Annotated in this window: 19 protein-coding genes, 1 pseudogene and 1 CRISPR repeat array; of the genes and pseudogenes, 16 read left to right on the forward strand and 4 right to left on the reverse strand. The window is 53.7% G+C overall.

Annotated features, from left to right (window positions below; translation table 11 throughout):
- Positions 1–17: 17 nt before the first annotated feature.
- Positions 18–280: direct repeats of the CRISPR family, unit length 37 nt; unit sequence GTCGCAGAAACAGATCCCATATTGCGGGGATTGAAAC.
- 605 nt (positions 281–885) lie between these two features.
- The 15 genes and pseudogenes from HXY34_04690 (at position 886) to HXY34_04760 (ending at position 15,317) form a co-directional block, all read left to right on the forward strand.
- A complete protein-coding gene (locus HXY34_04690; GenBank protein ID NWF95415.1) occupies positions 886–1,215 on the forward strand; it encodes a hypothetical protein in 330 nt (109 codons plus the stop codon).
- Positions 1,216–1,222: 7 nt separating this feature from the next.
- A complete protein-coding gene (locus HXY34_04695) occupies positions 1,223–1,552 on the forward strand; it encodes a hypothetical protein (GenBank protein NWF95416.1) in 330 nt (109 codons plus the stop codon).
- 334 nt (positions 1,553–1,886) lie between these two features.
- On the forward strand, positions 1,887–2,240 hold the full coding sequence (locus HXY34_04700; GenBank protein ID NWF95417.1) for a HEPN domain-containing protein: 354 nt from the start codon (positions 1,887–1,889) through the stop codon (positions 2,238–2,240).
- Positions 2,224–2,658 (forward strand): nucleotidyltransferase domain-containing protein, encoded by a 435-nt coding sequence (locus HXY34_04705; protein NWF95418.1) that lies wholly within the window; start codon positions 2,224–2,226, stop codon positions 2,656–2,658. Before HXY34_04700 ends, HXY34_04705 begins: the two co-directional genes overlap by 17 nt.
- Positions 2,659–2,947: 289 nt before the next feature.
- Positions 2,948–4,051 carry a radical SAM protein gene (locus HXY34_04710; GenBank protein NWF95419.1) on the forward strand — a complete coding sequence of 368 codons (1,104 nt, stop codon included), beginning with the start codon at positions 2,948–2,950 and terminating at the stop codon, positions 4,049–4,051.
- Positions 4,052–4,600: 549 nt separating this feature from the next.
- On the forward strand, positions 4,601–4,846 hold the full coding sequence (locus HXY34_04715; GenBank protein ID NWF95420.1) for a HypC/HybG/HupF family hydrogenase formation chaperone: 246 nt from the start codon (positions 4,601–4,603) through the stop codon (positions 4,844–4,846).
- A gap of 188 nt (positions 4,847–5,034) precedes the next feature.
- On the forward strand, positions 5,035–5,379 hold the full coding sequence (locus tag HXY34_04720) for a nucleotidyltransferase domain-containing protein (GenBank protein NWF95421.1): 345 nt from the start codon (positions 5,035–5,037) through the stop codon (positions 5,377–5,379).
- Entirely contained in the window at positions 5,369–5,782 is a 414-nt protein-coding gene (locus HXY34_04725) for a HEPN domain-containing protein (protein ID NWF95422.1), read from the forward strand. Before HXY34_04720 ends, HXY34_04725 begins: the two co-directional genes overlap by 11 nt.
- A gap of 103 nt (positions 5,783–5,885) precedes the next feature.
- On the forward strand, positions 5,886–6,752 hold the full coding sequence (locus HXY34_04730) for a hypothetical protein (GenBank protein NWF95423.1): 867 nt from the start codon (positions 5,886–5,888) through the stop codon (positions 6,750–6,752).
- 81 nt (positions 6,753–6,833) lie between these two features.
- Positions 6,834–7,553 carry a polyprenol monophosphomannose synthase gene (locus HXY34_04735; protein NWF95424.1) on the forward strand — a complete coding sequence of 240 codons (720 nt, stop codon included), beginning with the start codon at positions 6,834–6,836 and terminating at the stop codon, positions 7,551–7,553.
- Between the two features lie 16 nt (positions 7,554–7,569).
- A complete protein-coding gene (locus tag HXY34_04740; GenBank protein ID NWF95425.1) occupies positions 7,570–9,642 on the forward strand; it encodes a DUF2029 domain-containing protein in 2,073 nt (690 codons plus the stop codon).
- A 139-nt stretch (positions 9,643–9,781) separates the two neighbouring features.
- On the forward strand, positions 9,782–11,062 hold the full coding sequence (locus HXY34_04745) for a glycosyltransferase family 4 protein (GenBank protein ID NWF95426.1): 1,281 nt from the start codon (positions 9,782–9,784) through the stop codon (positions 11,060–11,062).
- A 28-nt stretch (positions 11,063–11,090) separates the two neighbouring features.
- Positions 11,091–12,335 carry a glycosyltransferase gene (locus tag HXY34_04750; GenBank protein ID NWF95427.1) on the forward strand — a complete coding sequence of 415 codons (1,245 nt, stop codon included), beginning with the start codon at positions 11,091–11,093 and terminating at the stop codon, positions 12,333–12,335.
- A gap of 69 nt (positions 12,336–12,404) precedes the next feature.
- On the forward strand, positions 12,405–13,925 hold the full coding sequence (locus HXY34_04755; protein ID NWF95428.1) for an oligosaccharide flippase family protein: 1,521 nt from the start codon (positions 12,405–12,407) through the stop codon (positions 13,923–13,925).
- 108 nt (positions 13,926–14,033) lie between these two features.
- Positions 14,034–15,317 (forward strand): annotated as a pseudogene (locus HXY34_04760) (GDP-mannose 4,6-dehydratase).
- 133 nt (positions 15,318–15,450) lie between these two features.
- On the opposite strand, the gene HXY34_04765 reads toward HXY34_04760, so the two are convergent.
- Complete coding sequence (locus HXY34_04765; GenBank protein ID NWF95429.1) at positions 15,451–18,036, reverse strand: hypothetical protein; 2,586 nt, start codon at positions 18,034–18,036, stop codon at positions 15,451–15,453.
- Between the two features lie 11 nt (positions 18,037–18,047).
- Complete coding sequence (locus tag HXY34_04770) at positions 18,048–18,254, reverse strand: hypothetical protein (GenBank protein NWF95430.1); 207 nt, start codon at positions 18,252–18,254, stop codon at positions 18,048–18,050.
- 120 nt (positions 18,255–18,374) lie between these two features.
- Here HXY34_04770 and HXY34_04775 point away from each other — a divergent pair, with 120 nt between their 5' ends.
- Positions 18,375–19,514 carry a glycosyltransferase family 4 protein gene (locus tag HXY34_04775; GenBank protein NWF95431.1) on the forward strand — a complete coding sequence of 380 codons (1,140 nt, stop codon included), beginning with the start codon at positions 18,375–18,377 and terminating at the stop codon, positions 19,512–19,514.
- A 267-nt stretch (positions 19,515–19,781) separates the two neighbouring features.
- On the opposite strand, the gene HXY34_04780 is transcribed toward HXY34_04775, so the two are convergent.
- Positions 19,782–20,915: a glycosyltransferase family 4 protein gene (locus HXY34_04780; GenBank protein ID NWF95432.1), complete on the reverse strand. Its 1,134-nt coding sequence runs from the start codon at positions 20,913–20,915 to the stop codon at positions 19,782–19,784.
- Positions 20,912–22,096: a glycosyltransferase family 4 protein gene (locus HXY34_04785; protein ID NWF95433.1), complete on the reverse strand. Its 1,185-nt coding sequence runs from the start codon at positions 22,094–22,096 to the stop codon at positions 20,912–20,914. The genes HXY34_04780 and HXY34_04785 overlap by 4 nt, the downstream gene beginning before the upstream one ends.
- Positions 22,097–22,328 lie beyond the last annotated feature (232 nt).

A 22,328-nucleotide genomic window follows, 5' to 3' on the forward strand; every position in this document is an offset into this window, starting at 1 on the left:
CACAATCCTCGCTATGTCGTCGCAGAAACAGATCCCATATTGCGGGGATTGAAACCATTCTCTCATTGTGCAGGCGCAGAGAGAGCAAGAATGTCGCAGAAACAGATCCCATATTGCGGGGATTGAAACTGAAGAGGAGGAAGAATAATGCTATTAGGTATATTTGGCGTCGCAGAAACAGATCCCATATTGCGGGGATTGAAACACACTGTCTCTTGTCATCTATCCGCCCCCTATCAACGCGTCGCAGAAACAGATCCCATATTGCGGGGATTAAGTCATGGCTGGACGAGTGGATGTGGTTGGTCCCCTCCCCGTCCACACATTGGGCGCCTCATTACCATATGGATGCTGGGTCAGCTGGTTTGCGGCTTATTAGCTGGTGTCCGTCCTGCGTCGGCCTTACGAGTTCATTGATGGCCTTCTATGCGTGCTTGGCGTCCCATGTGTCCGACTTGGAGTAACGCTCTGAAACTATAACTGCGGACGCGCTCGTTCTCGTTACCGGCTTTGTGATCTGGGGATGGCATGGTTCGATACTGCAGACACGCTGGTTCTTTTGACGAGAGGATTACAAGGGGAGGACGACGTGCCTGGAGTGCAAGTAAGGCGGCTTCCGGTGTCTGTATTAGCGTTAGTCAGACAATGCGTTCGTCGAACCGAAGAGCGATGCCGTCATCAATGTTCGGGGTCATGTCGGGTACGGCCGGCTGATGAGGGATTACGGGTGGGGCCCTCAGGAGTAGAAGATGCGATATCAGTACGGCGCGCGGCTTCTTCAGCAGGGCCCCCGTTCAGTGAGTCTGCCGCACAATTCAGGTCTAGGTCCTGTTCTGTGCAAACCTTAATACTGAAGTGCCTGACAACAAGCCTGGGTTGCGGTACATGGGAACCTACATAGAGGAGATATACACCCCATATGGGCCGGATGAGGTACGGGCACGCCTCAACAGGTGGAAAGACGCTGAAGGCAAGGGATTCAAGCTTGTCCGGTCGGACGCCCGTATGATTGAGATCAAACACAGGACAATCCACTTCATACTCACACTGTTTGATAGCAAGGTCCGTGTGGAGGCTTGGGTAGGGGATCTTACGAAATACTCGATATCACCAAGTGCTCTAGTCGGAGGAATGGCTAGGAGAAGGGGATGGAGATATTATCAGACCCTGAAGTCAGTTCTCTCTGCTGGAGTGGAGCCCGGGTCGCTCATGTGACACACCTGTGTTCTTGGTCCTTCACCACACAGCCGCCCCCGTCGCGCTAGCACTGCAGAGCCAGTTCATAGGCCATCTCCTCAAGACTCTTCATCACACCTGCGTCTACGAGTCCCCTTTCGAGCGGCTTCCTCCCGAGACACTCTCAGTCTTCTTCGGTCGCAGAAGCACATCCCATATTGCGGGGATTGGAACCCAGAGATTCGGGTCGTGGATGGTGGTATCTCATGTGAGTCGCAGAAGCACATCCCATATTGCGGGGATTGAGACATGGCTGAACCGTGGGTGTTGTTGGTCCCCTCCCCGTCCACACGTTGGGCGCCTCATTGCCATGTAGGTGCTGGGTCAGCTGGTCTGTGGCTTATCAGCTGGCGTCCGTTCTGCACTGGCCTCACGATTTCATTGATGGCCTTCTATGTGTGTCTGGCGTTTCATGTGTCCGACTTGGAGTAGCGCTCCTAAGCTGGAACTGCGGGCGCGCTTGTTCTCGTCACCGGCCTTGTGACTTGGGGATGGCATGGTCCGATACTGAAGACAGGTTTCGGGCGGCCGCCAGCCTGCCTTGCCTTGTCACGCAGAGATAGGATGGTCCGATGCTGCGGACAGATTGGTTCTTTAGGCGAGAGGATTACCAGCGGGTGAGGACGACGTGCTTGCAGAGTGACAGGTGGATTGTCAGGTCGCTCAAGTTTCGAGAATTGGCGCGGAGGTCATACGAAGAAGGCAGTCATGATTTTGCAAGCTTCTTCGCTCAGCAGGCTGTCGAGTTCTATGTGAAAGGTCTTCTGATTCGACGGATTGGGGCGAAGGTGTATTCCCACTCGCTTGTGGTGCTGATTGACACTCTTGCGGAGTCGGGTGTTTCTGTGCCGTCGTCGGTGAGGGACTGCATTGAGAGGCTTGGGGAGCACTACATACAGGCTCGCTATCCGGATGCACGGATGACGGACTATAGTCAGTCGGAAGCCAGAGAAGCTCTTCGATGCATGGAGGTGACATTGGATTTCCTTGCCACGGTTGGTTAGGTCGCTCGTCGAGAGGGAAGGGCGGCTCACCGAAGGTTTCGAGGACTTTGTGTGCAGTCTTGGTAAGACGCCGGGGATAAGGTCAGCGGCGGTGCTCTATGGCTCTCGGGCTGATGGTACCGCTAGTCTGCTGAGTGACTTTGACTTGTTGTGGATAGTTGAAGGTGAACCCGACCGTGACGCTATCCGGAGAGAGGCAGTTCGGCGCGGTGTTGACCTCTTCTTGGTCACCGTCAGCGAGCTGAATAACGCACTTGAGAATCACAACAGCATAGTCTTGGATGCGCTGACTCGCGGCCGGGTCCTGTTTGACACATTGGACATGATACCATCTCTCAAGGAGCAGGTCCGACGACTGATTGAGGCGCATGGACTTGTAAGGACCGAGGTTGGATGGACCAGCGTTATTCGCCAGTGATGCTGTCTGAATGCCTACTGCGTGTTGATCACCCCAATGGTGCCACAGGCGATGATGGTGAACCGCACTTGAGGCTGCAATGTCCGCTCACCATGACACTCTTTGTCCTTGGGTCATGCATCTCGTGCTCGAATCTGCTGAGCACATCAGCCAGTCACGCGGTCTTTGGAGTCGTGTCTGTCTCCAGCCTCACTTGCGAGTCTTCCTGAAATTGTGTGTGAGTGCCATCTTCTCAAGAAGAAACGGATGAGTGTCGCTTATAGCCTCTTGCAGCAGAGAGAGGAATGCAATGTGGCGCATTCTTCGACCTGACTCATCGAGGGTCTGGAAAAACCCCGAGGTGACTAGGCGTCTCTCTCGCTACAGCGGAATCATAAACGGTCGGTATTATGCCAAGTATCTCTTGACACGGGGCGTTCCTGTTTCAATCGATCTGGACACGTCGGAAGGGGAGCTCTGGGTGGAACACGACAGGCTTTCGCGGGACTTCAGAAGCGTTCTGTCCGCGGCCGACAGTGCAGGCTCGAACACATCCCCGCTCGAGACCGAAGAGCCGAGCTTTCTGTCGCTCAAATCCGAGCTTGCCCGGAGAATCCTGAGTTCCTGTCACTTCTGCGAGCGCAAGTGTGGAACAGACCGGACGCGCGACGAGAGGGGTTGGTGCAAGCTGGGCGAGGATTCCCGCGTGTCTTCCGCTTTCCTCCACACAGGCGAGGAGGCCCCCCTCATACCCAGCGGTACCATCTTCTTCGCCTCATGTTGCTTCGGCTGCGTCTTCTGCCAAAACGCGGACATCTCTACCAACCCGCGGTCGGGGCGCCTCGTCACCCCCGCCCAGCTGGCCGAAGTTGCCGAGTCGTTGCACGCCGAGGGCGCCATCAACATCAACTATGTTGGCGGCGACCCAATACCCAACACCCATACGATTCTGGCCTCCATGCTCCATCAGCGCGCGAACGTCACGCAGCTATGGAATTCCAACCTCTACTGCTCGGAGGACACCATGCGCATGTTAGGGGAGGTGATTGACGTGTGGCTTCCGGACTTCAAGTACGGGAACGATGAGTGTGCCGAGCGTCTTTCGGGTGTGAAGAGATACTTCGAGGTCGTCTCAAGGAACCACCTGTTGGCATATCAGTCAGGCGAGGTCATCATCCGACACCTAGTCATGCCTAACCACATCGAGTGCTGCACGTTCCCCATACTAGAGTGGGTGGCGAAGAACATGCCTGAGTGCATGGTGAACATCATGGGCCAGTACCGACCTGAACACAGAGTCCTGTCCCGCTCAAGGGACTACCCTGACATTGCGCGGCGCGTCAGCAGCGAGGAGATGAGAATGGCCTACGAGCGTGCTACCGAGTTGGGTGTCTGCTGGGAACCGGTCAGTTAAAACACAAGCTGTTCGCGTCCGGGTACATCTCTGGTCCCCGTAAGTGAGGACTGACTCACCATCACCGCACGGCGATGTGAGACCTGCAGTCTCTCTTCAATCAGTCTCAGTCCCATCACATGAGGTCTCCTTCTGCGGTCTGTTCTTATACTTGAGAGAGGGCCATCTTGCTAGTATGTTTCAATTCTCGCAATACTCGTGATCCTGCCAGAGGCCGGTCACGGTACAGGCCAAATGGCCGCGGCTGGTGGCTAGTCCAGAAGCGCCAACCAATCTACCTGATCTCCCAGTATGAACAGGTGCCGTTACGCATCTTCGTGTCCCGGTGGTAGTCACACCAGACATAGCTGGACGAGACCATGGTGCCATCGGGTTTCCTTGACCTTGCATGAGCACATTCACCACATACTTTCGCCATGTCTATCCCACGTATGCAGTTTTCCTGGTGTCATATGAATCTTCCATGTTTCATTATCACGAGTCCCAGCCTAGTGGAGCACAATTCGCAATGTTCTAATGCACAGGTCTGCTCTCCTCATCTGACCAATCATGTGCCTAGCAGTGCCCGGACTCGTGGCATCACTTGACGGAGACTTCGCAGAGGTGGACTTTGGGGGAGTCAAGAAGCGGGTCTGTGTTGCGCTTCTTCCGGATGTCAGGGAGGGCGAGTACGTCATAGTCCACACGGGATATGCGATTGAGAAGCTTCGGCGCGACGAGGCGGAGAAGACACTGGAGCTGTTCAGACAGATGGCCGAGATGACAGACGAACCTCCGTCTGACAATCAAGACTGACCGTGGTCATGGGACTTCGAATGAGCCATCTGGTCGCAGAAACATCCCATATTGCGAAAACTGAAACGGTGGCAGGCGTACTACCGAGCTCCCGTGTGTATCGACCAACCAATCTCTAGGAATGCCTGGATTGGTCAGCCTTTTTACCACCGAAGGTAACGTATTGCTGCCAGAGAATGTGATCCACGATGCTTCAGGATATTGAGGCAGCCCGAAGGAGAAATGAGAAGAGCCTTCGCGCAGCACTTGAGCGTCTGTTAGCTTACTTCAGACAGTTAGGAGCAGAGCGTGTGGTCCTCTTTGGCTCTCTGGCAAGTGGGAAGGTGAATGAGTGGAGCGATATCGACCTGCTGGTGGTGATGCCTTCGGACAGACCGGGGAAGGAATGGCGCAGGACCATCAGTGGAGAGGTGGAGCGACCGGTAGCTCTCGACCTGCTCGTATTCACCAGTTCAGAGTTGGACGAGAATCTCCCTGCGAGTTCCTTGCTCAGAGAAATCATGGCAAATGGAGTTGTGCTCTATGAGAAATGACATCAGCGAGGCTGCCAGATGGCTGGCACAGGCTGAGGACGAACTCCGCGACGCTCGTCTTCTTGCGGATCAGTGTCGGTTCTATCTGGCTCTGTATCTGTCCCAACAGAGCGCTGAGAGGGCATTGAAGGCGTTTCTTTACAGCAGGGGTATTGGACCTCTCCTGACGCATTCTGTCGCACTGCTCATCGAAACCGCAGCGCAACTCGATAGTGCATTCAGCAGAGTTGCGAGGGCGAAGCGTCTCGACGACTACTACATCCCAACACGCTATCCAAACGGACTGCCCGGAGGCATCCCCTCCCGCTACTTCGATGATGCCGAGGAGGTAGAGGAGGCAATTGGAATGAGCGAGAGCATTATGGCACTGGTCAAGGAGCGGACCGAAGAGTCCAGCCATTAACTCTGGTAAAATGAAGTGTCCCATTGTCATATGCGCGAGTACGCGGTACTCTCCAGTGGTGCACTTGATTGAGCAACGTTTTTGAGGACTCGTCCTGACGACCATGTCCACCGAGATGGTCGAGACACTGGAGTCCGTGATGAGAGAGATACGGTCTCGCATCAATGTGGAGGACGATGCCGTAGCAGTCCCTACGGCCGAGATTGAGGCTCTGAAACGGCACACAGTAGTAGTCATGCCTGCCGGTGGCAAGGGAGATCGGATTCGCTCCGAGACTCAGAATGAGGGCATCAACAAGGTCATGATCTGCGTCGGGGGTGGTCAGAGCATGATTGAGCGGACTGTGTGCGAGTACTCTGCCGCTGGTGTCCGACACTTCGTGGTCCTCACAGGATTCTTGGCAGACAAGGTCGAAGCACATCTTGGAGATGGTTCACGGTTTGGTGTGGAGATCAAGTACTCATCAGACCCTGACGGACGCAAGGTAGGAAATGCAGGAGCGATACTCAATGCGCTCAACAACGGGACAATTGACAGCAGGATGACAGCAATAGTCCACAATCCTGACGACATGATTGTGGGACTGAAGCGACCATGTGCCGATGTCTTTCTTGAGGGACATCTCAGGGCTAGGAAAAGGGGATGCATAGCCACCTTTATTGTCGTACCAGCGACTCCCTACTCATACTCGGGCATGATAATCCAAAAGGGACGCATAACAGACATCGTCAAGTACCCGATGATTGCAGTCCCGGCTCACACTGGTATCACGGTGTTCGACCCTCCGGTCTACGACTACTTCCGTCGGCTCGTGTCGCTCGAGGTGGAGTCGTCATTTGAGAACGTGGTCGCGCCAGCGATTGCCAGAGATGGACTGCTCTATGCTCTTAACATCCCACCAGAGAGCTGGATTCCAGTCAACGACCGGAAGGGAATCGAGGCGGCCAGAAGAGCCCTTGGATGCGCGTAAGTGTCTGCCTGTCGTCGCTAGCAAGATGTAGCTCTCCGATACTCTTAACTCTCCCTGTGCCGGCGGGTGAGAAAGTCGCCCATGCGGGGTCAACCAAAGATGCGGACCGTAATCATCCCCACCATCAATGAAGAAGAGAACATTGGTCGGATTATTGAGGCGGTCTATCGGTACATGGGTGATGAAGTGGCGGTACTGGTCATTGACGACAATAGCAGCGACGGCACACATGCTTTAGTTCAGTCCGCAGCAGTCCGGCATCCTCTGGTGCGTCTGGTTGTGCGAAGGAATGAGAGAGGTCTCGGGACGGCGATAAGAAGAGGAGCTCAGGAGGCGGCCGAAGGGCCAGTCGTGGTAATGGATGCAGACTTCTCCCACGATGTGACGAAGCTCCCGATGCTCTTTGCCGGAATTGAAGAGGGCTACGACGTCGTGGTTGGGTCGAGGTATATGCCGGGTGGCAAGACCGTGGGATGGCCTGCTCACAGGATTCTTGTCAGCCGGGGTGCGATGCTCATTGCGAAACTACTTCTCGGTGCGCCACTGAAGGACTCTATGAGCAACTATGCTGCATTCAGGTCCGGCAAGATTCTTGTCCGTGGGGTCCATCACTCTGGTTACAAGTACCTGCTTGAGGTGCTCGCAACCGTGCCCGGTCTGCGCGTAAAGGAAGTGCCCATAGTCTTTAGAGACCGTACACGCGGAAGTAGCAAACTCGGAGGCAAGACGATTCTGCTGTATCTGTCACTGGTGTTAAAGCTGTTCGCACGCAAACAGAGAGTGCATGTCCGGTTGTCCTGAAATGAGATGGTCACCAATGAGTGTGAAGTTGAACAGACATGTCCTTGTGGCAGACTGCCTGATTGTCCTGTCGCTGACTATGAATATCGCTCTGATTCTACTCATGCGCTTCTTTGGCTCTCTCATGTACCAGTTCTTTCTGGTATTCTATGCATGGGCCGCAGTCTACATCCTCTTCATTGCAGCCCTCATCAACAGGCAACGCTTTCCTGCCAATACTGCCACCTGGCCACGGTTCATAGTGTGTGTCGCTATAGTGTCGGTCGTCGCGACTAGACTGGTGTTCATAGGGATGGAGCACCAGATCTCTCTGGATGCGAGGTGGTACATGGACTTCGGTATGTTCATGAGGACAGGCAATGTGCCTTACTTCGACTTCTACTTTCCATACCCTCCTGTCTTCGCCTACGTGATACTTGTCACCACAACCCTATGGAACAGTGTGATGGCTTTTCGACTCCTTGCAACTGGTATGGATGTCATTGTTGCACTCCTACTGACTCGTATTGCTCGTCACCATGTGGGGCCTTCTTGGTCTCTCGTCGTAGCGCTCGCATACGCGTTCCTTCCAATGTCAATCATCGAGTCTGGATGGAACGGTCACTTCGAACCGCTGGTGAATGTATTCGTCCTCTCTTCGGTCTGGTTCATCATGAACGGACGCTATCGTTGGGCAGGTGTGTCGATTGGGGTTGCGGTCGCGACGAAGTTCTACCCTGCCTTTCTGTATCCGATACTCCTCTTTCGAAGTCCCAGCCGGACAGAGAAGATACAATTGACAGTCTGCGCATTGGTATCCGGGTTGCTGTCACTCATACCGGTGCTGGTAGTGCACTTGGTCTGGCCGGGTCCATCGTCGGTGAACGGCTCCTCCAGCACTGGTCAGTTGCCCACCCCCATGATGACCCTTATTAGAACGCTAACAGGGCTCCTGTCTTCCTCTGGGCTAGTCAATGCTCTTGCCATACTCTTGATAGCGGCCATGTCCATCATGATGTTCAGGGAGATGCAGACCGATGACGATGAGGGCAGGAATAGGCGGTTCAACTGGACCGCCCTTGCACTTGGTGCACTCTTGATCATTCTCGGACTGGCCGCGGCCATATACCCGCTCAGCTTGGAGTCTCGCATGGTCTACTGGCGATATCCCGCGGATGTGGGCATCGTACGGGGAATCACAACCGTATCCTTGGGCAGTCTAGTCGCTCATGAGGCCTATCAGAACCTTCGAAATCGGTCTTCTAGACCTGTCTCACGGGAGTCCATGTTCTTCTTGGCGTGTGGTACCATACTACTGCTTGCCTCAATGTTGCGCGATGTCTTCTACGGATGGTATCTGCTGTGGTCACTTCCTCTGTTCCTAGTCCTGAAGAACCGGAAGCTTGGCCTGACCCTTGTCTTGTGTCTGCTCTTGGTCTATCCTTGCTTCACCCATGACAACTTTGCAGGATTGGGTTTCGACGAGCCACGCATCTGGAGCGACGACCCTGTAAGCTCCTATGGATGGACCGGGAACGTGTCAGGCGTTCCATCCCTTAACACCAGCCTAGTGACATATGGTGTGCTCACGACCAACGACACGACTCGCTTCTGGTTCGACACAACTTCCTTGAAGTCCAGTGAAGTGGAGAATCTCTCGATAGAACTCGTCAGGCAGGTCCAGATACCTCTCGATGTCACAACCGAGTTCGTTGCGCTCATAGCAGCAAGCTGGAACCCTACCTTTGGGCCATGCTCGTTTCTGACTCTCAACTACACCGGGACTGATGGCACGGGAAAGGCAGTCAACGGTTCCATAATCTCAACAACGAACATATTTACAAACCTGACACACATCCTGTGGCGTCATGCCTTTGTGGCTGATTATCCTAGTCTGGTCAATGGCACAATAACCGAGTTGCGGTTGGTGATGCATCCTCAGAAGGCAGTGGGTGCCAGCTACTCTATCGACTTCTTCTATACGACCACCGGCGGACCTCTCAGCCCCGTCTTCTTCGTTTCTGCACCGATGCTATTGGCAGCCAGCTTGGTCGCCTATGTGGTTCTCAGACGGGAGTTCAACATTGGCCTGGGTCCTGAACACGGTTGAGTCTTGTATAGACTAGCACACATACGGTTCTATGAGGCCCGGACGCCCGTGGACACAGGGTGCAGGTTGCAATCGAACACACACTGAACGCTGCACAGGCTTATATTGCCGCCTTCCTGAGGTCTCGCTGGTTTTCGCGTTGAATCCAAGAGAGACCTCACGTCTTAGTCGTGTGCTCGTCTTTGCTGAACATTTCCCACCATTCTTGGGGTCTGACCGTACGGTGTTCGAACTGTCAAGCCGTCTTGCGGACAGGGGTATCAGGGTCCACTATGTGACTACTCAGCCCCTACGGTATCTCCTCGGAGCTAGGCCTCCTGATTGGTCGTACAAGGAGAACTGGACCAAGGGGCCACCAAAGATACACAGACTGATAAGCGCAGAGTATCTTCTTGTGGGTCCACGGGTGGAGCGGCTGTGGCGTCGATTCGTTCCGCTCGCTTATCTCCTGACCGTCGTCTTGTTCATAATGAGGTCTCTATGGACTGCTGCCCACTTCAAGCCAGATGTCATGATAGGAGTGCATGCTACGCCCATCGTCGGTCTTGTTGCAGCGGCTACCTCCCGCATGACGATGTGCCCGCTGCTCATGGGCTGCCCTGACTGGATGACCGCTTACGCTGCGGGACTGAAAAGCAGCAGTATTAGTTCGATTGGTCCTGTGTTTCTTCAGAAGATTGAGACTGCCCTCTATCGCGTGTCTGACCGGGTGTTTGCATCGACACATTTCCTGAAGAGATTACTAGTAAGCCATGGAGTGCGTGGGTCGCGAATCACTGTCATTCCGAATGGTGTCGACACAACCATCTTTCATCCTGAAGTGGACACCTCGGCAGTCCGTGAAAAGTACCGTTTACATGATACGTGTGTGGTTCTATTTGCAGGTCATCTAGAAATATGGGCCGGTCTGTCTCTGATAATCGACTTGGCCCAGAGACTCGATCACGAGGGTATGAGGGCTACCATCCTCCTTGTCGGCACTGGTGACTATGTTTCAGACCTCTTCGCCAAGCTTGTGAAACAGAACCTCGGCCACATGGTAATCCACGCAGGCCTTCAGCCCTATTCGAGTATGCCCGCTTTCGTAGCTGCCTCTGACATCGCACTGTGCATTTTTCCTGATACACCTCTCTCACATGCTGCTTCACCTCTCAAGCTCTTCGAGTACATGGGGGGCGGTAAGGCCATTGTTGCAACCCGGGTGGCGGGGACTCAGGAGGTGGTGGATGACACGCATGCAGTCCTCGTTCCTCCCCGGTCAATCTCGGCAGTCTGCGATGCCGTGGTCCGCCTCTGTGGTGACCCGCGGCTGAGGACTGAACTGGGGTCGCGGGCGAGAGCTCTTGCAATTGAGAGGCATGACTGGAACCATCTCTCCCATCTTTTCATGAGGGAATGCGAGAGAGTGCTAAGACATTGAGAGACCTTTTGTGTAGGAGGCCGCGTCAATGCCATCTGCGATGTTACTGAGGGTTGCAATACTGTCTCCGCTTCCTCCGCAGAAGACTGGAGAGTCGCCTTACACCGAGCGGTTGATCCGAAGTCTGCTCGAAACAGAACGAGTCCGCATTCTTGCCATAGCTGGGCCAGACACATATGGGTTGCAGGACAACTCGGGACGCCTTGAGAGCGCTCTGGTCTGGCGTGGCCAAGACATCTTCTATCCAATACGGTTGCTCGGACTGCTAAAGCGTTGGCGTCCACACCTTCTGCATGTGCAGTTCGGGCCGCATGGTCAGGTCTACGGCGGCATGTACGGCGAGTGGATGCTGTTTCTGCTCCTTCTCTGCAGGTTGATCGGCATACCCACGACAATGACCCTTCACAGCACATTCATGCCGAATCAGGTGCTGAGTCGCATGAGTGTGTCCCACGGCAAGGGGGTAGTTGCACGCTTGGCGGTAATCCTATTCAGGATGTATATGCGTCTTCTTGATTGGAGCACCTCTTCAATCCAGCTCAGCACTGCCAAGATCGACTCGACACTCAGAAGGAGGTTCATTCAGGAGTTTGGACTGGCGCAAGAAAAGGTGTTGGAGATTCCTCATCCATGCAGAACAGATGTGACACCCATGGAGAGAGATGAGGCGCTCAAGAGCCTGCTACTGTCCGGCCGGGACGTGATTCTTGTCTTTGGCTTCATTCGGAGAGGGAAGGGCATCGAGGTCGCAATTCGTGCCATGCCCGCTGTGGCGCGTGCTCACCCCAATGCGCTTCTGCTCATCGCGGGCTCTGCGATTGACATGGACGGACAGAAATACCTCGTGCAACTGAAAGCACTGGTTCGTGAGCTGCATCTTGAGACTCATGTTCGTTTCGACACTCTCTTCATCCCTGAGGAGTCTGTGCGTGCCTACTTCTGCGGATCTCAGGTCTTACTGCTGCCCTATGTCGAGAGTGTTGGTGCTAGCGGACCAATGCACAACCAGGCGGCGTTTGGGGTCCCAATGGTTGCCTCGGACGCCGGATTGCACATGTCCGAGTCTCTAGGCGGAAACATCATCCTATTCAGGACTGGGGACTCGGATGACTTGGCCAGCAAGCTGATCTCCGCTCTAGATTGCAGGACGCATACGATAGAACTGGGGCGAAGAATCAGAGCGTATGCCCTTCGTGAGGGATGGGATGTGGCCGCGAGAAGAACACTGAGCAACTATGCGAAGACACTGCCTCTCTTGAAGTCGATCCGATGAGATGTCTGTGGTTAGGGCAGGTTCAAAAGTCCCTCCTGCTCTGTCTGTGCTGATAAGCAGTTTGTTGGGATGAGAATGCAGTCGACCGCTGTCATAGCACGAGGCACAACTCTGCTTCTCGTCCAGTCGCTCTTCTCTGGCTCTTTCAGACTCGTCAATGTCATGCTGTTGACACGTCTTCTGCCACAGACGGAAGTAGGTCGCATCGCAGTGCTGGCCATCATCTATGGCTATATGCAATTCATGGGGGCGGCCGGGCTCAATCATGCAATGCCTCGTTTCGTGCCCGAACTGGAGAAGGCTGGCGGCAGAGCCCTTCGTTCGCTCTTCGCTGCTTCAGTCTTGGTGATAGTCTTCGCATCAGCGCTGCTACTGGTCGCATTCTCCGCTCTCTCTCCTGCTCTGGTGTCCAGCGGCCTGCTTGATTCAAACCTGGTTTTTCTTCTGTATTGTATCGCGCCGCTGTCTTCGCTGGGTGTCTTCTCCGACTCCTTCCTGCTTGCAAGGTATTCCGTCAGACCTCTGGCGATAGGACGGCTAGTCTTCGACACGATGCGGATGGCTCTCACCGTTATCTTGGTAATCCTTGGCATGGGAGTGGTCGGCGTGCTCCTCGGTTGGTTGGCGGCTGAGTTGTCGGGCCTTGCGGTATTCGTTCCATTCAGCCTGCGGTCGCTACCTTCCAACGAAGGCATACTGAGACTGCGTCCTGTGCTCGCCTTTGCTCTGCCAAGCCTACTCTTTCAGACAATAGACGTCACCATACAGAACACGGACCGCATGGTTCTGCTTCAACTCACAGACCTTGCCTCTCTTGGAGTCTACGACGTGATACTGGGTATGCTCTTCATGCTCAGTTTTGTTGCTCTGTCTCTATCCGTTTCTCTCTATCCCGTCTTGACACGACTCGAGATTGGCAACACCGCTGGGATGCATGAGGCCCCTGTTGTCTCTGCTCCTGCCAGTCTCCTGATACGATATGTGCTGCTCATTCTCCTGCCAGTTTCCATAGTCCTCTCCATGAACGCAGAACGGACCCTGAGTCTAGTCTTTGGCACAAGCTACTCGTCCTTTCCCGGTGCTTCGCTCTCCTTCGGACTGGTGGTTGTGTTCTACTCTCTGTGGGGCGTGACATATGCTCTCCACACCATCTTGAGGTCAATGGACGAGTCTCACTTCTTCTGGTCGGTCGGTCTAGCGGTCATTGGGGTCGAACTACTTGTCTGCTGGTCGCTCGTACAGTGGCTAGGTCTGCTGGGTGCTGCCGTTACAAGGTGTGTCTATATCTCCATCTTGTTGTCAACGGCCCTCACCAGGCTCAAGAGACGGGGTGTGGCTCTCCAGGGACGGCTTGGTACCACAGTGTCACGTGTTGTGCCCGCATCACTGGTAGCGGGGGCGGCATTCTATGTTCTCTCTCCTGACACCCTGCTATCCGCTGCACTGACACTCTCGCTTGCCCTTCTTCTATGCTATGCACTACTCATACTTACCAAAGAGCCCATCCCCCTTGACTTTGTCATTGCACGTCACATACTGCCCAAGAAACTTCACCGTTTCTTGAATTACATTGAAACCAGACAGTGCTAGATTCTCACGGCGTCCTGTCGAGTACAAATCTGTGGCTTCGCTTGATGCATCAACTGGTTTATAATCCGAGCACTATCAACGAGTGGACTACTTGGGGCAGAAAGCACAATGACTGAACTGAGCGAGACCCTCAGAAGTGACTACGAGGAATCTCGCGTGTTTGTCACGGGAGCCTCGGGCTTCGTCGGAGCCTACCTGATTGACCATCTGATTGGACTGGGTGCCCATGTCTACGGGCTTGACCGCAGAAAGTCCCGCGGAACTGACATTGCAAGACGAGTTATGGGTTCGGGGTCCGACCAACTACGCTTTGTAACAGGCGACCTGACAGACATCTCAAGTCTCGCTTCAGCAATTGATCAGTCCGAACCTGATTACGTCTTCCACTTGGGCGCGCAGTCGTTTGTGCCGGAGTCGTTCATCAATCCGATTGTCACACTTGATGTAAATGCGATGGGAACTGCCAATCTGCTTGAGGCCATTCGTCAGAAGGCTGTGTCCCCTACGGTGGTGTTTGCTGGCTCAAGTGAAGAGTACGGTCTTGTCTTCTTCTCTGAGAAACAGTGCCAGCAAGTCACCAAGAAGTACGGCGAGGTGTTTCCGCCCCCAACCACCATCCCAGAGGTTCCCATTCAAGAGACGAACCCTCTCCGTCCAATATCCCCATATGCAGTCAGCAAGGTCGCGTCAGACCACCTGATGCGCAACTACCATGTCACCTACGGTCTGAGAACCGTTGTGAGCCGCGCCTTCAACCACGAAGGCGCTGGACGGGGCGACCAGTTCGTCACCTCATCAATAACGAAACAGGTCGTCAGTATTCTCTATAACGAGACAAGAGTTATTCGGATTGGAGATGTCACATCGTTCAGAGACTGGAGTCACGTTCTGGACATCATCTTCGGCTACTTGACACTCGGCGCAAGAGGAAAGCCGGGTGCAGTCTACAATCAGGGTTCTGAACGAACGAATTCCGTCTTGTCCTATCTGCTCCTGTCACTCTAGATGGTCCAGCTGAAACCGGTCTCGTTGAGACCTATTAGCGGAGATGGTCAGATTCAGAACCCTTCGTCCATGGAAACTGTACGATACTGCGGGCTGGATATGCAACAGACAGCAGTGGACCAAATGATTCTGGATGGGAGTTTCTCTATTGGGCTTGAGAATCACGGACTCGAGATTCAGACTCCAAAGGGTGTTGTCAGGGTTGAGTTCTGTCCCGAGTTATTCCGACCATCCGATGTGCCAATGCTACTCTCTTGCACATCGAGAATCCAGGAACTGGGTTACAGGACACACCACAGCCTGAGAAACATAATCCGTGACCAGGTCAACTACTACCTTGACCGCAAGAATCGGGCACCCTCGGCTGACTGGGCTTGCTATCGTTGACTCCTTCGCGAGCTGTCCTGTGTCGGCTTCTGGCAGCTGACATCCACAATGCCAACACTGTACTGGCGGAACTGCTCGCAGTCCAGCTGAGATTCTCTGCTTCCAGAGATGACTTGAATCGACACTCTCAATCCTAACCCCTTTCCCAGATGGATATCGACTCTATCAGCGTGTAACCGCCGGGGCTTCCCTCAATCTTTATGCGGATGTCTCCAATTGTTACACTGCCGACACTGCAATAGTAGACTTGGTCCTCGAGTCTCATGGCGCATCTGAGGAGTTCTCCCCTGTCGTCCCAGAGCTCGACAGATGTCACTCTTGATGAGATGTTCATGAGCTGCATGAGAATGAATCCTGTACCGATTGACATACCCAGCCCCCCTTCTCCAATCCAGTGTGTGTTTGTGTAGTCAGACTGGGTTCCAATCTGAAGCTGAGGGGTTCCATTGACATTGACGATGCTTCCGCCATTGCTGGCCGTCCATCCCTGAGCAAGCATGTCGATTGTTGAAACTCTGGCATAGGTGGCCGAAGTGAATTCGAAGAGCCGAACTCTCTTCCCTGTTTCCGCGTCTTGGGATGTGGCAACGAGCGTCAGTGACAGTAGAGGATCTGTCATCGTCTTGTCTTTGATAGAACGAAGAGCGGACATGTTGAGCAGGACTGTTGAACCAACCGGCATCCAATCGTAGTACAGCCACTCAAGAGTCCGCCATTGCATAACCGCATAACTGTCGATGAGCAGGTATCTTGCATTGTATTGTTGTTGAAGATGTGCGATGACCTGCGCGGCCTCATGGTCTGGTAGCCCTTGTTTCTCGAAGCCAAACGTCACCGCTTCTCTGCCCGTAACCCACGAGAACTCCCTTGCTCTCTCGACTAAGAATCTGTCACCATCTGTTGGTACTCCTCGAATCATGTTGTTGAGACTGTGCCATCCGTATCGGTGCTCAATCATGACAAGGTCTATTCCTGCCGGAATTGGCACGCAGGAGGGCACAAAACTGAGTGCCAGAATTGATAGGATGATTGCAGATCCGAGCTTGGTCCTGTGACGTGGCAGCCGCTTCATCTCGCGAAGCGTCAGTTCTTGCAGGAACTGGTGAAGCACCAGTCCGAACGGCGCAGAGCCCAGACAGAACATGAATACGATGAAGAGAAAGAAACGGGAGTCGGAGTACAGGTAGTAGTATTGCAGACTGCCCGTGATGCTAGACAGCACTGTCATTGTTCCAGCAGATGTCAGCAAGCCCGCAAGTAGCAGCACAGCTGTAGTGCGTCTCAGTGTTGGCACAGTAAGCGCTACTGCTGCGCCCAATATCACAAAGAAACCTGTGTGAAAGAGCAATAAGAAGACGAACTGTGGGGCAACGTCCAGTGGTGAGGTGTTGAGGACGTTGATGAGTTGACCCACTCCGGGTGAATGGTTTCCAGTGGCCTGTGCGCAGTTTCTCAGGTATGCTGGCCATTGCCAAGCTACTGATGAAATGAGTATCCCTCCCAGGAATGCGATGAGTCCTCCAAAGTCATTGCAATCCAGTGCGTTCTTCCTCCTGAGAACGAGCAGTGACACGAAGAGCATGGACCAGCAGGTGATGAATACTGTAGTGATGGGCTGAAGCACACGGACGGTCAGCACGACCATCATGCACACCTGTAGCAATGCTCCGTTCTGTCTGCTCAGTCCTGCAAAGTACCAGATCAGCAGTGGAAAGATTAGACAGAGGATATAGAAGGTCGTGTACCAGATCTCGTTGATGAATCCTAATGTCACACCGGTCACGAGGAGCCCCGCATTACTCCGTTTCCAAGACTCGCAAGAGACGACAAATGCGAAAGCAGAGAAGAGAAGACTCGTTATCTCGGGTCCATATCCTATGGCAGAATGGTAAATGAACAGTGGATGCAGTGCGATAACCGACGCAATCCAGTTCTCACAGTCCTTGCCAAAGTGGTTTCGGATGATAGTCGCTGTCGGCAACAGGAGGAGGGTCCCTGCAATGAGAAGGACAAAGGTCGGACCGCTAACTGACGGAGGCAACAGCAGCCACGAGAATGCAAACAAGAAGACCAATCCCTGATGACTTATGTACTCGACTCCATTCCATAGTTCTTTCACAGCGCCATCATTGTGAACTGGCACCATGAAGTGTCCGTTCTGCATCTCTCGCGCATATGAGGAGTAAAGGGCCGCATCTGGCGCTATCGCGCCTTGAGCAATCACCATCAGTGCAGCTCGCAGTAGTAACCCGACCAAGAGTGCCACATAGAGCCAGTATGAGTCGCGAATCGTTGGAAGATACGAGATGTGTTCCTGTGCACGATGCCTCTGAAGATGTACCCCTGTTGTCAGCACTACAAGACTGGTCCCAGAAAGCATCCCGGCGAGTAGAGGTATCTGCAGACCCGTCAATAGTGCTAGGTTCCACAGTACCAGTATTTGAGCAAGAACGACAACCAGACCCATGCAGATGCCCATATCACTCCCGCGAAGTCTTGGAGGCAGGTATTGCACCGCCATCGTTCCAGGAATCACGAGCAGCGAAACAAAGCCGAACACGAGCCTTCCGAATGTGGACAGAAGCCCGCAATCGCAGAGATGGTTGAGGGTGAACAGTGTCGCTGTGATTGCAAAACACTCCATCGAACGCAAAGGTGAAACACGGGCCAGCTTACCTACCAGAGTGTTCATTGCTGATTGTGGTTCTCTGTTTTCCATCGTACTCACGCTCACCTTGCAGCTCTGCCAAGTGTGTCCAAGTTGAGCATGGGGTAGTAGGACAGGGTCCCGACAGTGGAGGTTCTATCCGACCTACTCATAGTATCGGTCCTGTTCAGTCCGCATACAAGCGCGAAGTCCGCACCCGTCAAGTTCGTCTCGACTCTTGCATGCAGCCATACAATCCGCAGAATTGACTGGGCTGTGACTGCAATCATACTCTCGACTCCGTCATCAGTCCACTCGCCCGCTCTGCTGAAGGCCGGCAGCTGTTGATTGCGAGTAACGCTTAACTGATGCCATAGTCAGCGCATACAGCAACGACACAGGTGAAACCCTTGAAAACCCTTGTGCTTGGATTCCATGTCTTCCCGCCTCGACTACAGAGTGATGAACTCAATGGGAGAACATGGGCGGCACTCTCGTACTACCTGTCCGAGATTGTGCTTCTGACCCAGTCTTCTGATGCTCGGTTCCACCGAGACCGTGTAGGCAAGGTGGTCCTATACGAGTCACCCAGAACCACATGGAGAGTACTCGACATTGTCGTTTTCATGGTCACCGGCGTCTTGCTGGGCCTTGTCTGCATAGTGAGAGGAATCAAGGCCGTAGTGTGCAGCGAGCTTGTCATTTCTGGCCTGGTCGGCTTCATCGTAAGCCGAGTTGGTCGAATCCCCTTGATTGCTGAAGTCCAAGGCGAGATACTCACAGCCTCGACCCGGTCGTATCCCCTTGAGGGCGTGATACGTGCCATCTCGCGATGGGTCTGTTTGCGAGCAGACCGCGTCCGGGTCGTGAGTCGAAGAATCTTGGACTCCGCAGTTGCAGCAGGGATTCCGCGCCGCAAGCTGTTTCTGATTCCCAGCAAGGTCGACACCAGCGTCTTCAAACCCATTAGCAAGAAGGTCGGAGAAGTCGGCCGCGGTCCTCAGCTGCAGTTCATTGCAATCGGCAGCTTGGTTCCGGTCAAGGGGTTTGACGTCCTCATTCGTGCCTTCAAACTGGTGTTCAGTCAGATTCCCAACGCTAGACTCGAGATAGTCGGTTCGGGAATAGAATTGCGGAATCTCGAGCGGCTCAGAGACAGTCTTGGTCTCTCTGAGTCAGTCTCGTTCAGGGGACGTGTGAGTCACCTGCAGATACCCGCCCTACTTGACAACTCCGATATCTTCGTCTTGTCGTCTCACAGTGAGGGTCTGCCCAGAGTCGTGCTTGAGGCCATGGCGTCAGGTACTCCCGTTGTAGCCACGGCTGTGGGGGGAGTCCCAGAGGTGGTCAGGCACGAGGTCACTGGTCTCTTGGTACCTCACTGCACTCCCGACGATCTAGCAACTGCAATGATACGAGCAGCCAAAGATAAGAGTCTGTGCAGAGCGATGTCGGACAATGCCATCCGACTTATCAAGAAGCAATATGACTGGGACCTCATAATCAGAAGGCAGGCATCATTGATTCTGGGGACTGCTCGTTCTGAATAATAGAAATGGAAGTGGGACTCTTGTCGCTCGCATAAGGCAGCGCTGCAGCCACTCCTCCAGACCAGTCATAACGCTGCCAAGACAACCCCACTTGTCGTGTCTGTGCACTCTGTATATGCAGCCCCGAAACGTGAAACGTTTCCATTGCCACATGAAGACCACAGTGACGTGAGTTCAAGGGCCTGTGTACGTGTTCTAAGGCGCACCAACCCCTCCTCTGGAAGAGTCACACCGACGCGCCGACATGGTGCACTCCAGTGCTAATGGCTAATCTCTTGCCTTCGAGTACACTTGTAGTAGTGGATTCACTAGGCATTCCCAGCGATAATGCATGGCGGCCTTGTTTCTTGCACCGCTTGAGAGTTTATCTCGAAGCTGTGAATCGTGGAGCAGTTCTAGTATCGCCTCGGCAAGTTTCCTAGGGTTGTTTGGAGGTACAATCATGCCATCGGAGTTGTGACTAATCACGTCTCGTATTCCTCCGACAGCAGTGGCCACCACTGGCTTTCCTGCTGCCATCGCTTCAAGAAGCGCGCAGGGCATACCTTCCGATACTGAGGGGAAGACGACAACCTGTGAGACTGTCAAGAGTCGTCTGATTTCATCTTGACTCACCGCATTCAGGAATTCGACGGTGGTCAGTCGATACTCAGATGCCATCTTCATGAGTCGTCCAAGTTCGGGACCCCTGCCGGCGATTGCAACTCGTATTGGATTGCCACCGTCACGAAGGATCGCTGCCGCAGCAATGAGGTCTTGGAGTCCCTTCTGATGCTTTATGCCACCGAAGAACAACACATCATACTGCACATTTCTCTCAGACTGAACACTGAAGAACTGTGCAGACACCCCATTGGGTATCCTTGTCCGTTTCTGGGACGGGACCCCGAGTTGTCCTGCTATCCTCAGCAGGTCGTCGCTGACTACAATCAGGTGGTCAATCCATCGGAGCAGTCCCCGCACTATCCCCCTAAACAGAGCAGGCTTCGTGCATGTGTTCAAGTCGGAGCCATGACTGGTGGCGACGAGTACGGTCTTTGGTCTTAGCAGTTTGAGGATGATGCCTGCTAGCACTGGATAGTGAATCATATGACAATGCACGACATCATAGTGGATGCGCGTGTTCAAGAGAATGTGAGCGAGGAACGAGGCGAATGTGGTCAGATGGAATGTAACGCCACTGAGACTGCCCACTGCGATTCTTGGCGGTCTCCGTACAAGTACTCCTTCAACCAGTTCCTTGTCAATCGTAGATGGAATCCGAGCAGTCAGAACAGTCACTCTGATGTGTTGTCGTGCAAGTTGCTTTGCTTGATTCAGAACAACTGTTTCAGCGCCCCCCATCATGGGAGGAAACAGGGGTGTAATCAGAAGTACCGAGGTTGGCTGAAGTCCTGTCATCGGAAGTACTCCTCCATCCGACTAGTGGCGCAGGTCTTCCTCGTCTTCTGAGCACTCCTTGTCAGATGCTTGCGGTAGACCTCTTCCACTCTCTCAGCAGTTCTTTCCCAGCTCACAGTTTCGCCTAGTACCCGTCCGTTCTGGCCAAGCTGCTTTCTCAGGTTGTAATCACTAAGGACTCTCACAATGCAATGTGCCAATTCCCTGGTCTGATTTGGCTGAACAAGGAATCCGTTTACTCCATTACGGACAAGCTCCGGAATGCCTCCGACTCTCGTGGCAACCACTGGAATGCCCATGCATAGCGCCTCCATCAATGCTGTTGGTCGTCCTTCTCCAACCTCCCTCTTCGTGAATGTCGAAGGCAATACGAACACAGATGCCTTTGCAAGCTCACGGAACACTCCGCTATGCGATAGGCTTCCCGTGAATGTGACAGCTGCATCCAGCCCAAGTCGCTTGACAAGTAGCTTTAGCTCCGGCAGGTCCGGGCCGTCTCCTACAACCGTGAGGTGTGCGTCAGGAATCGCATCTACCACTATCCTCATGGCCTCAATGAGGAAGTGTACTCCCTTCACTCCGCGAAGCCGCCCAACAAAGATGACCTCTCTTGAGCTGTCTCTACGTTTCTGTTCCCACTCACGAACGGACTCCAAATCCACTCCGCTGGAAATGGCACACACTCTATCAGGGTCCACTCCCATCTCTAGGACTTCTGAAGCTATCGCTTCGCTTGTGCCTATTACTGCATCCACCTTGGCAAGAGGGTTCAAACGACGAGGAAGTCTCCGAAACCACCTACTTGGGCGAGGGCTTGAGTGAAGTGTGACAACAGTCGTAGAGCCGAGACTGATTCTGAGAAGAACCGCAAAGACCGCGAGCGGAAACCCTCCGTGGATGTGAACCACATCGAATCTTGTCTTCTTGTGGAGTCTGACGATTAGGCGCATTGCTAGTATGAGGAATAGGGCAATCTTCGCCAGCTCCAGAAGCCTGCGGGGTGTCTGCATGCTAGCCATTGGGTTCACCTCAAACGGAGTCACCTCATGAGTCTCGAGTCCCTGGTGTCTGGTCAGCCCTCTGACCCTGGGCATGACAATCACTACGTCATGTCCGTGCCTCCATTGGGCAGAAGACAAGTAACGAACATGGTTTTCAAGCCCTCCTATCTGGGGGACCATTCGAAGAGTGACTCGGCAGACACGCATCTGTTAACCTCCAGACTCTCCTGGATGACTGCGGACCACATTCGCCAACGAATCAGCATGCTCCGGTCGTGGGTGATTCGAGAGATCAGGACCGCACATCTCTGGTCTTATCTAGTTTGGTGAAGAGGAACCGTCCGTCTTCTGGTTGTTCATCAACCAATCAGTCAAGTATATCAGAGTATCCCGAGTGATACCTGTCAGATGG

This window comes from Candidatus Thorarchaeota archaeon (assembly GCA_013388835.1).
GTDB lineage: Archaea > Asgardarchaeota > Thorarchaeia > Thorarchaeales > Thorarchaeaceae > JACAEL01.

Excerpts from the sequence above, each read along its gene's own strand:
- HXY34_04735 (NWF95424.1), top strand. The coding sequence starts at position 6,834 with ATGCGGGGTCAACCAAAGATGCGGACCGTAATCATCCCCACCATCAAT.
- HXY34_04690 (NWF95415.1), top strand. The coding sequence starts at position 886 with ATGGGAACCTACATAGAGGAGATATACACCCCATATGGGCCGGATGAG.
- HXY34_04785 (NWF95433.1), bottom strand. The coding sequence starts at position 22,096 with ATGGTCCCCCAGATAGGAGGGCTTGAAAACCATGTTCGTTACTTGTCT.
- HXY34_04740 (NWF95425.1), top strand. The coding sequence starts at position 7,570 with ATGAGTGTGAAGTTGAACAGACATGTCCTTGTGGCAGACTGCCTGATT.
- HXY34_04715 (NWF95420.1), top strand. The coding sequence starts at position 4,601 with ATGTGCCTAGCAGTGCCCGGACTCGTGGCATCACTTGACGGAGACTTC.
- HXY34_04730 (NWF95423.1), top strand. The coding sequence starts at position 5,886 with ATGTCCACCGAGATGGTCGAGACACTGGAGTCCGTGATGAGAGAGATA.
- HXY34_04725 (NWF95422.1), top strand. The coding sequence starts at position 5,369 with ATGAGAAATGACATCAGCGAGGCTGCCAGATGGCTGGCACAGGCTGAG.
- HXY34_04750 (NWF95427.1), top strand. The coding sequence starts at position 11,091 with ATGCCATCTGCGATGTTACTGAGGGTTGCAATACTGTCTCCGCTTCCT.
- HXY34_04720 (NWF95421.1), top strand. The coding sequence starts at position 5,035 with ATGCTTCAGGATATTGAGGCAGCCCGAAGGAGAAATGAGAAGAGCCTT.
- HXY34_04780 (NWF95432.1), bottom strand. The coding sequence starts at position 20,915 with ATGACAGGACTTCAGCCAACCTCGGTACTTCTGATTACACCCCTGTTT.
- HXY34_04765 (NWF95429.1), bottom strand. The coding sequence starts at position 18,036 with ATGGAAAACAGAGAACCACAATCAGCAATGAACACTCTGGTAGGTAAG.
- HXY34_04770 (NWF95430.1), bottom strand. The coding sequence starts at position 18,254 with ATGATTGCAGTCACAGCCCAGTCAATTCTGCGGATTGTATGGCTGCAT.
- HXY34_04710 (NWF95419.1), top strand. The coding sequence starts at position 2,948 with ATGTGGCGCATTCTTCGACCTGACTCATCGAGGGTCTGGAAAAACCCC.
- HXY34_04755 (NWF95428.1), top strand. The coding sequence starts at position 12,405 with ATGAGAATGCAGTCGACCGCTGTCATAGCACGAGGCACAACTCTGCTT.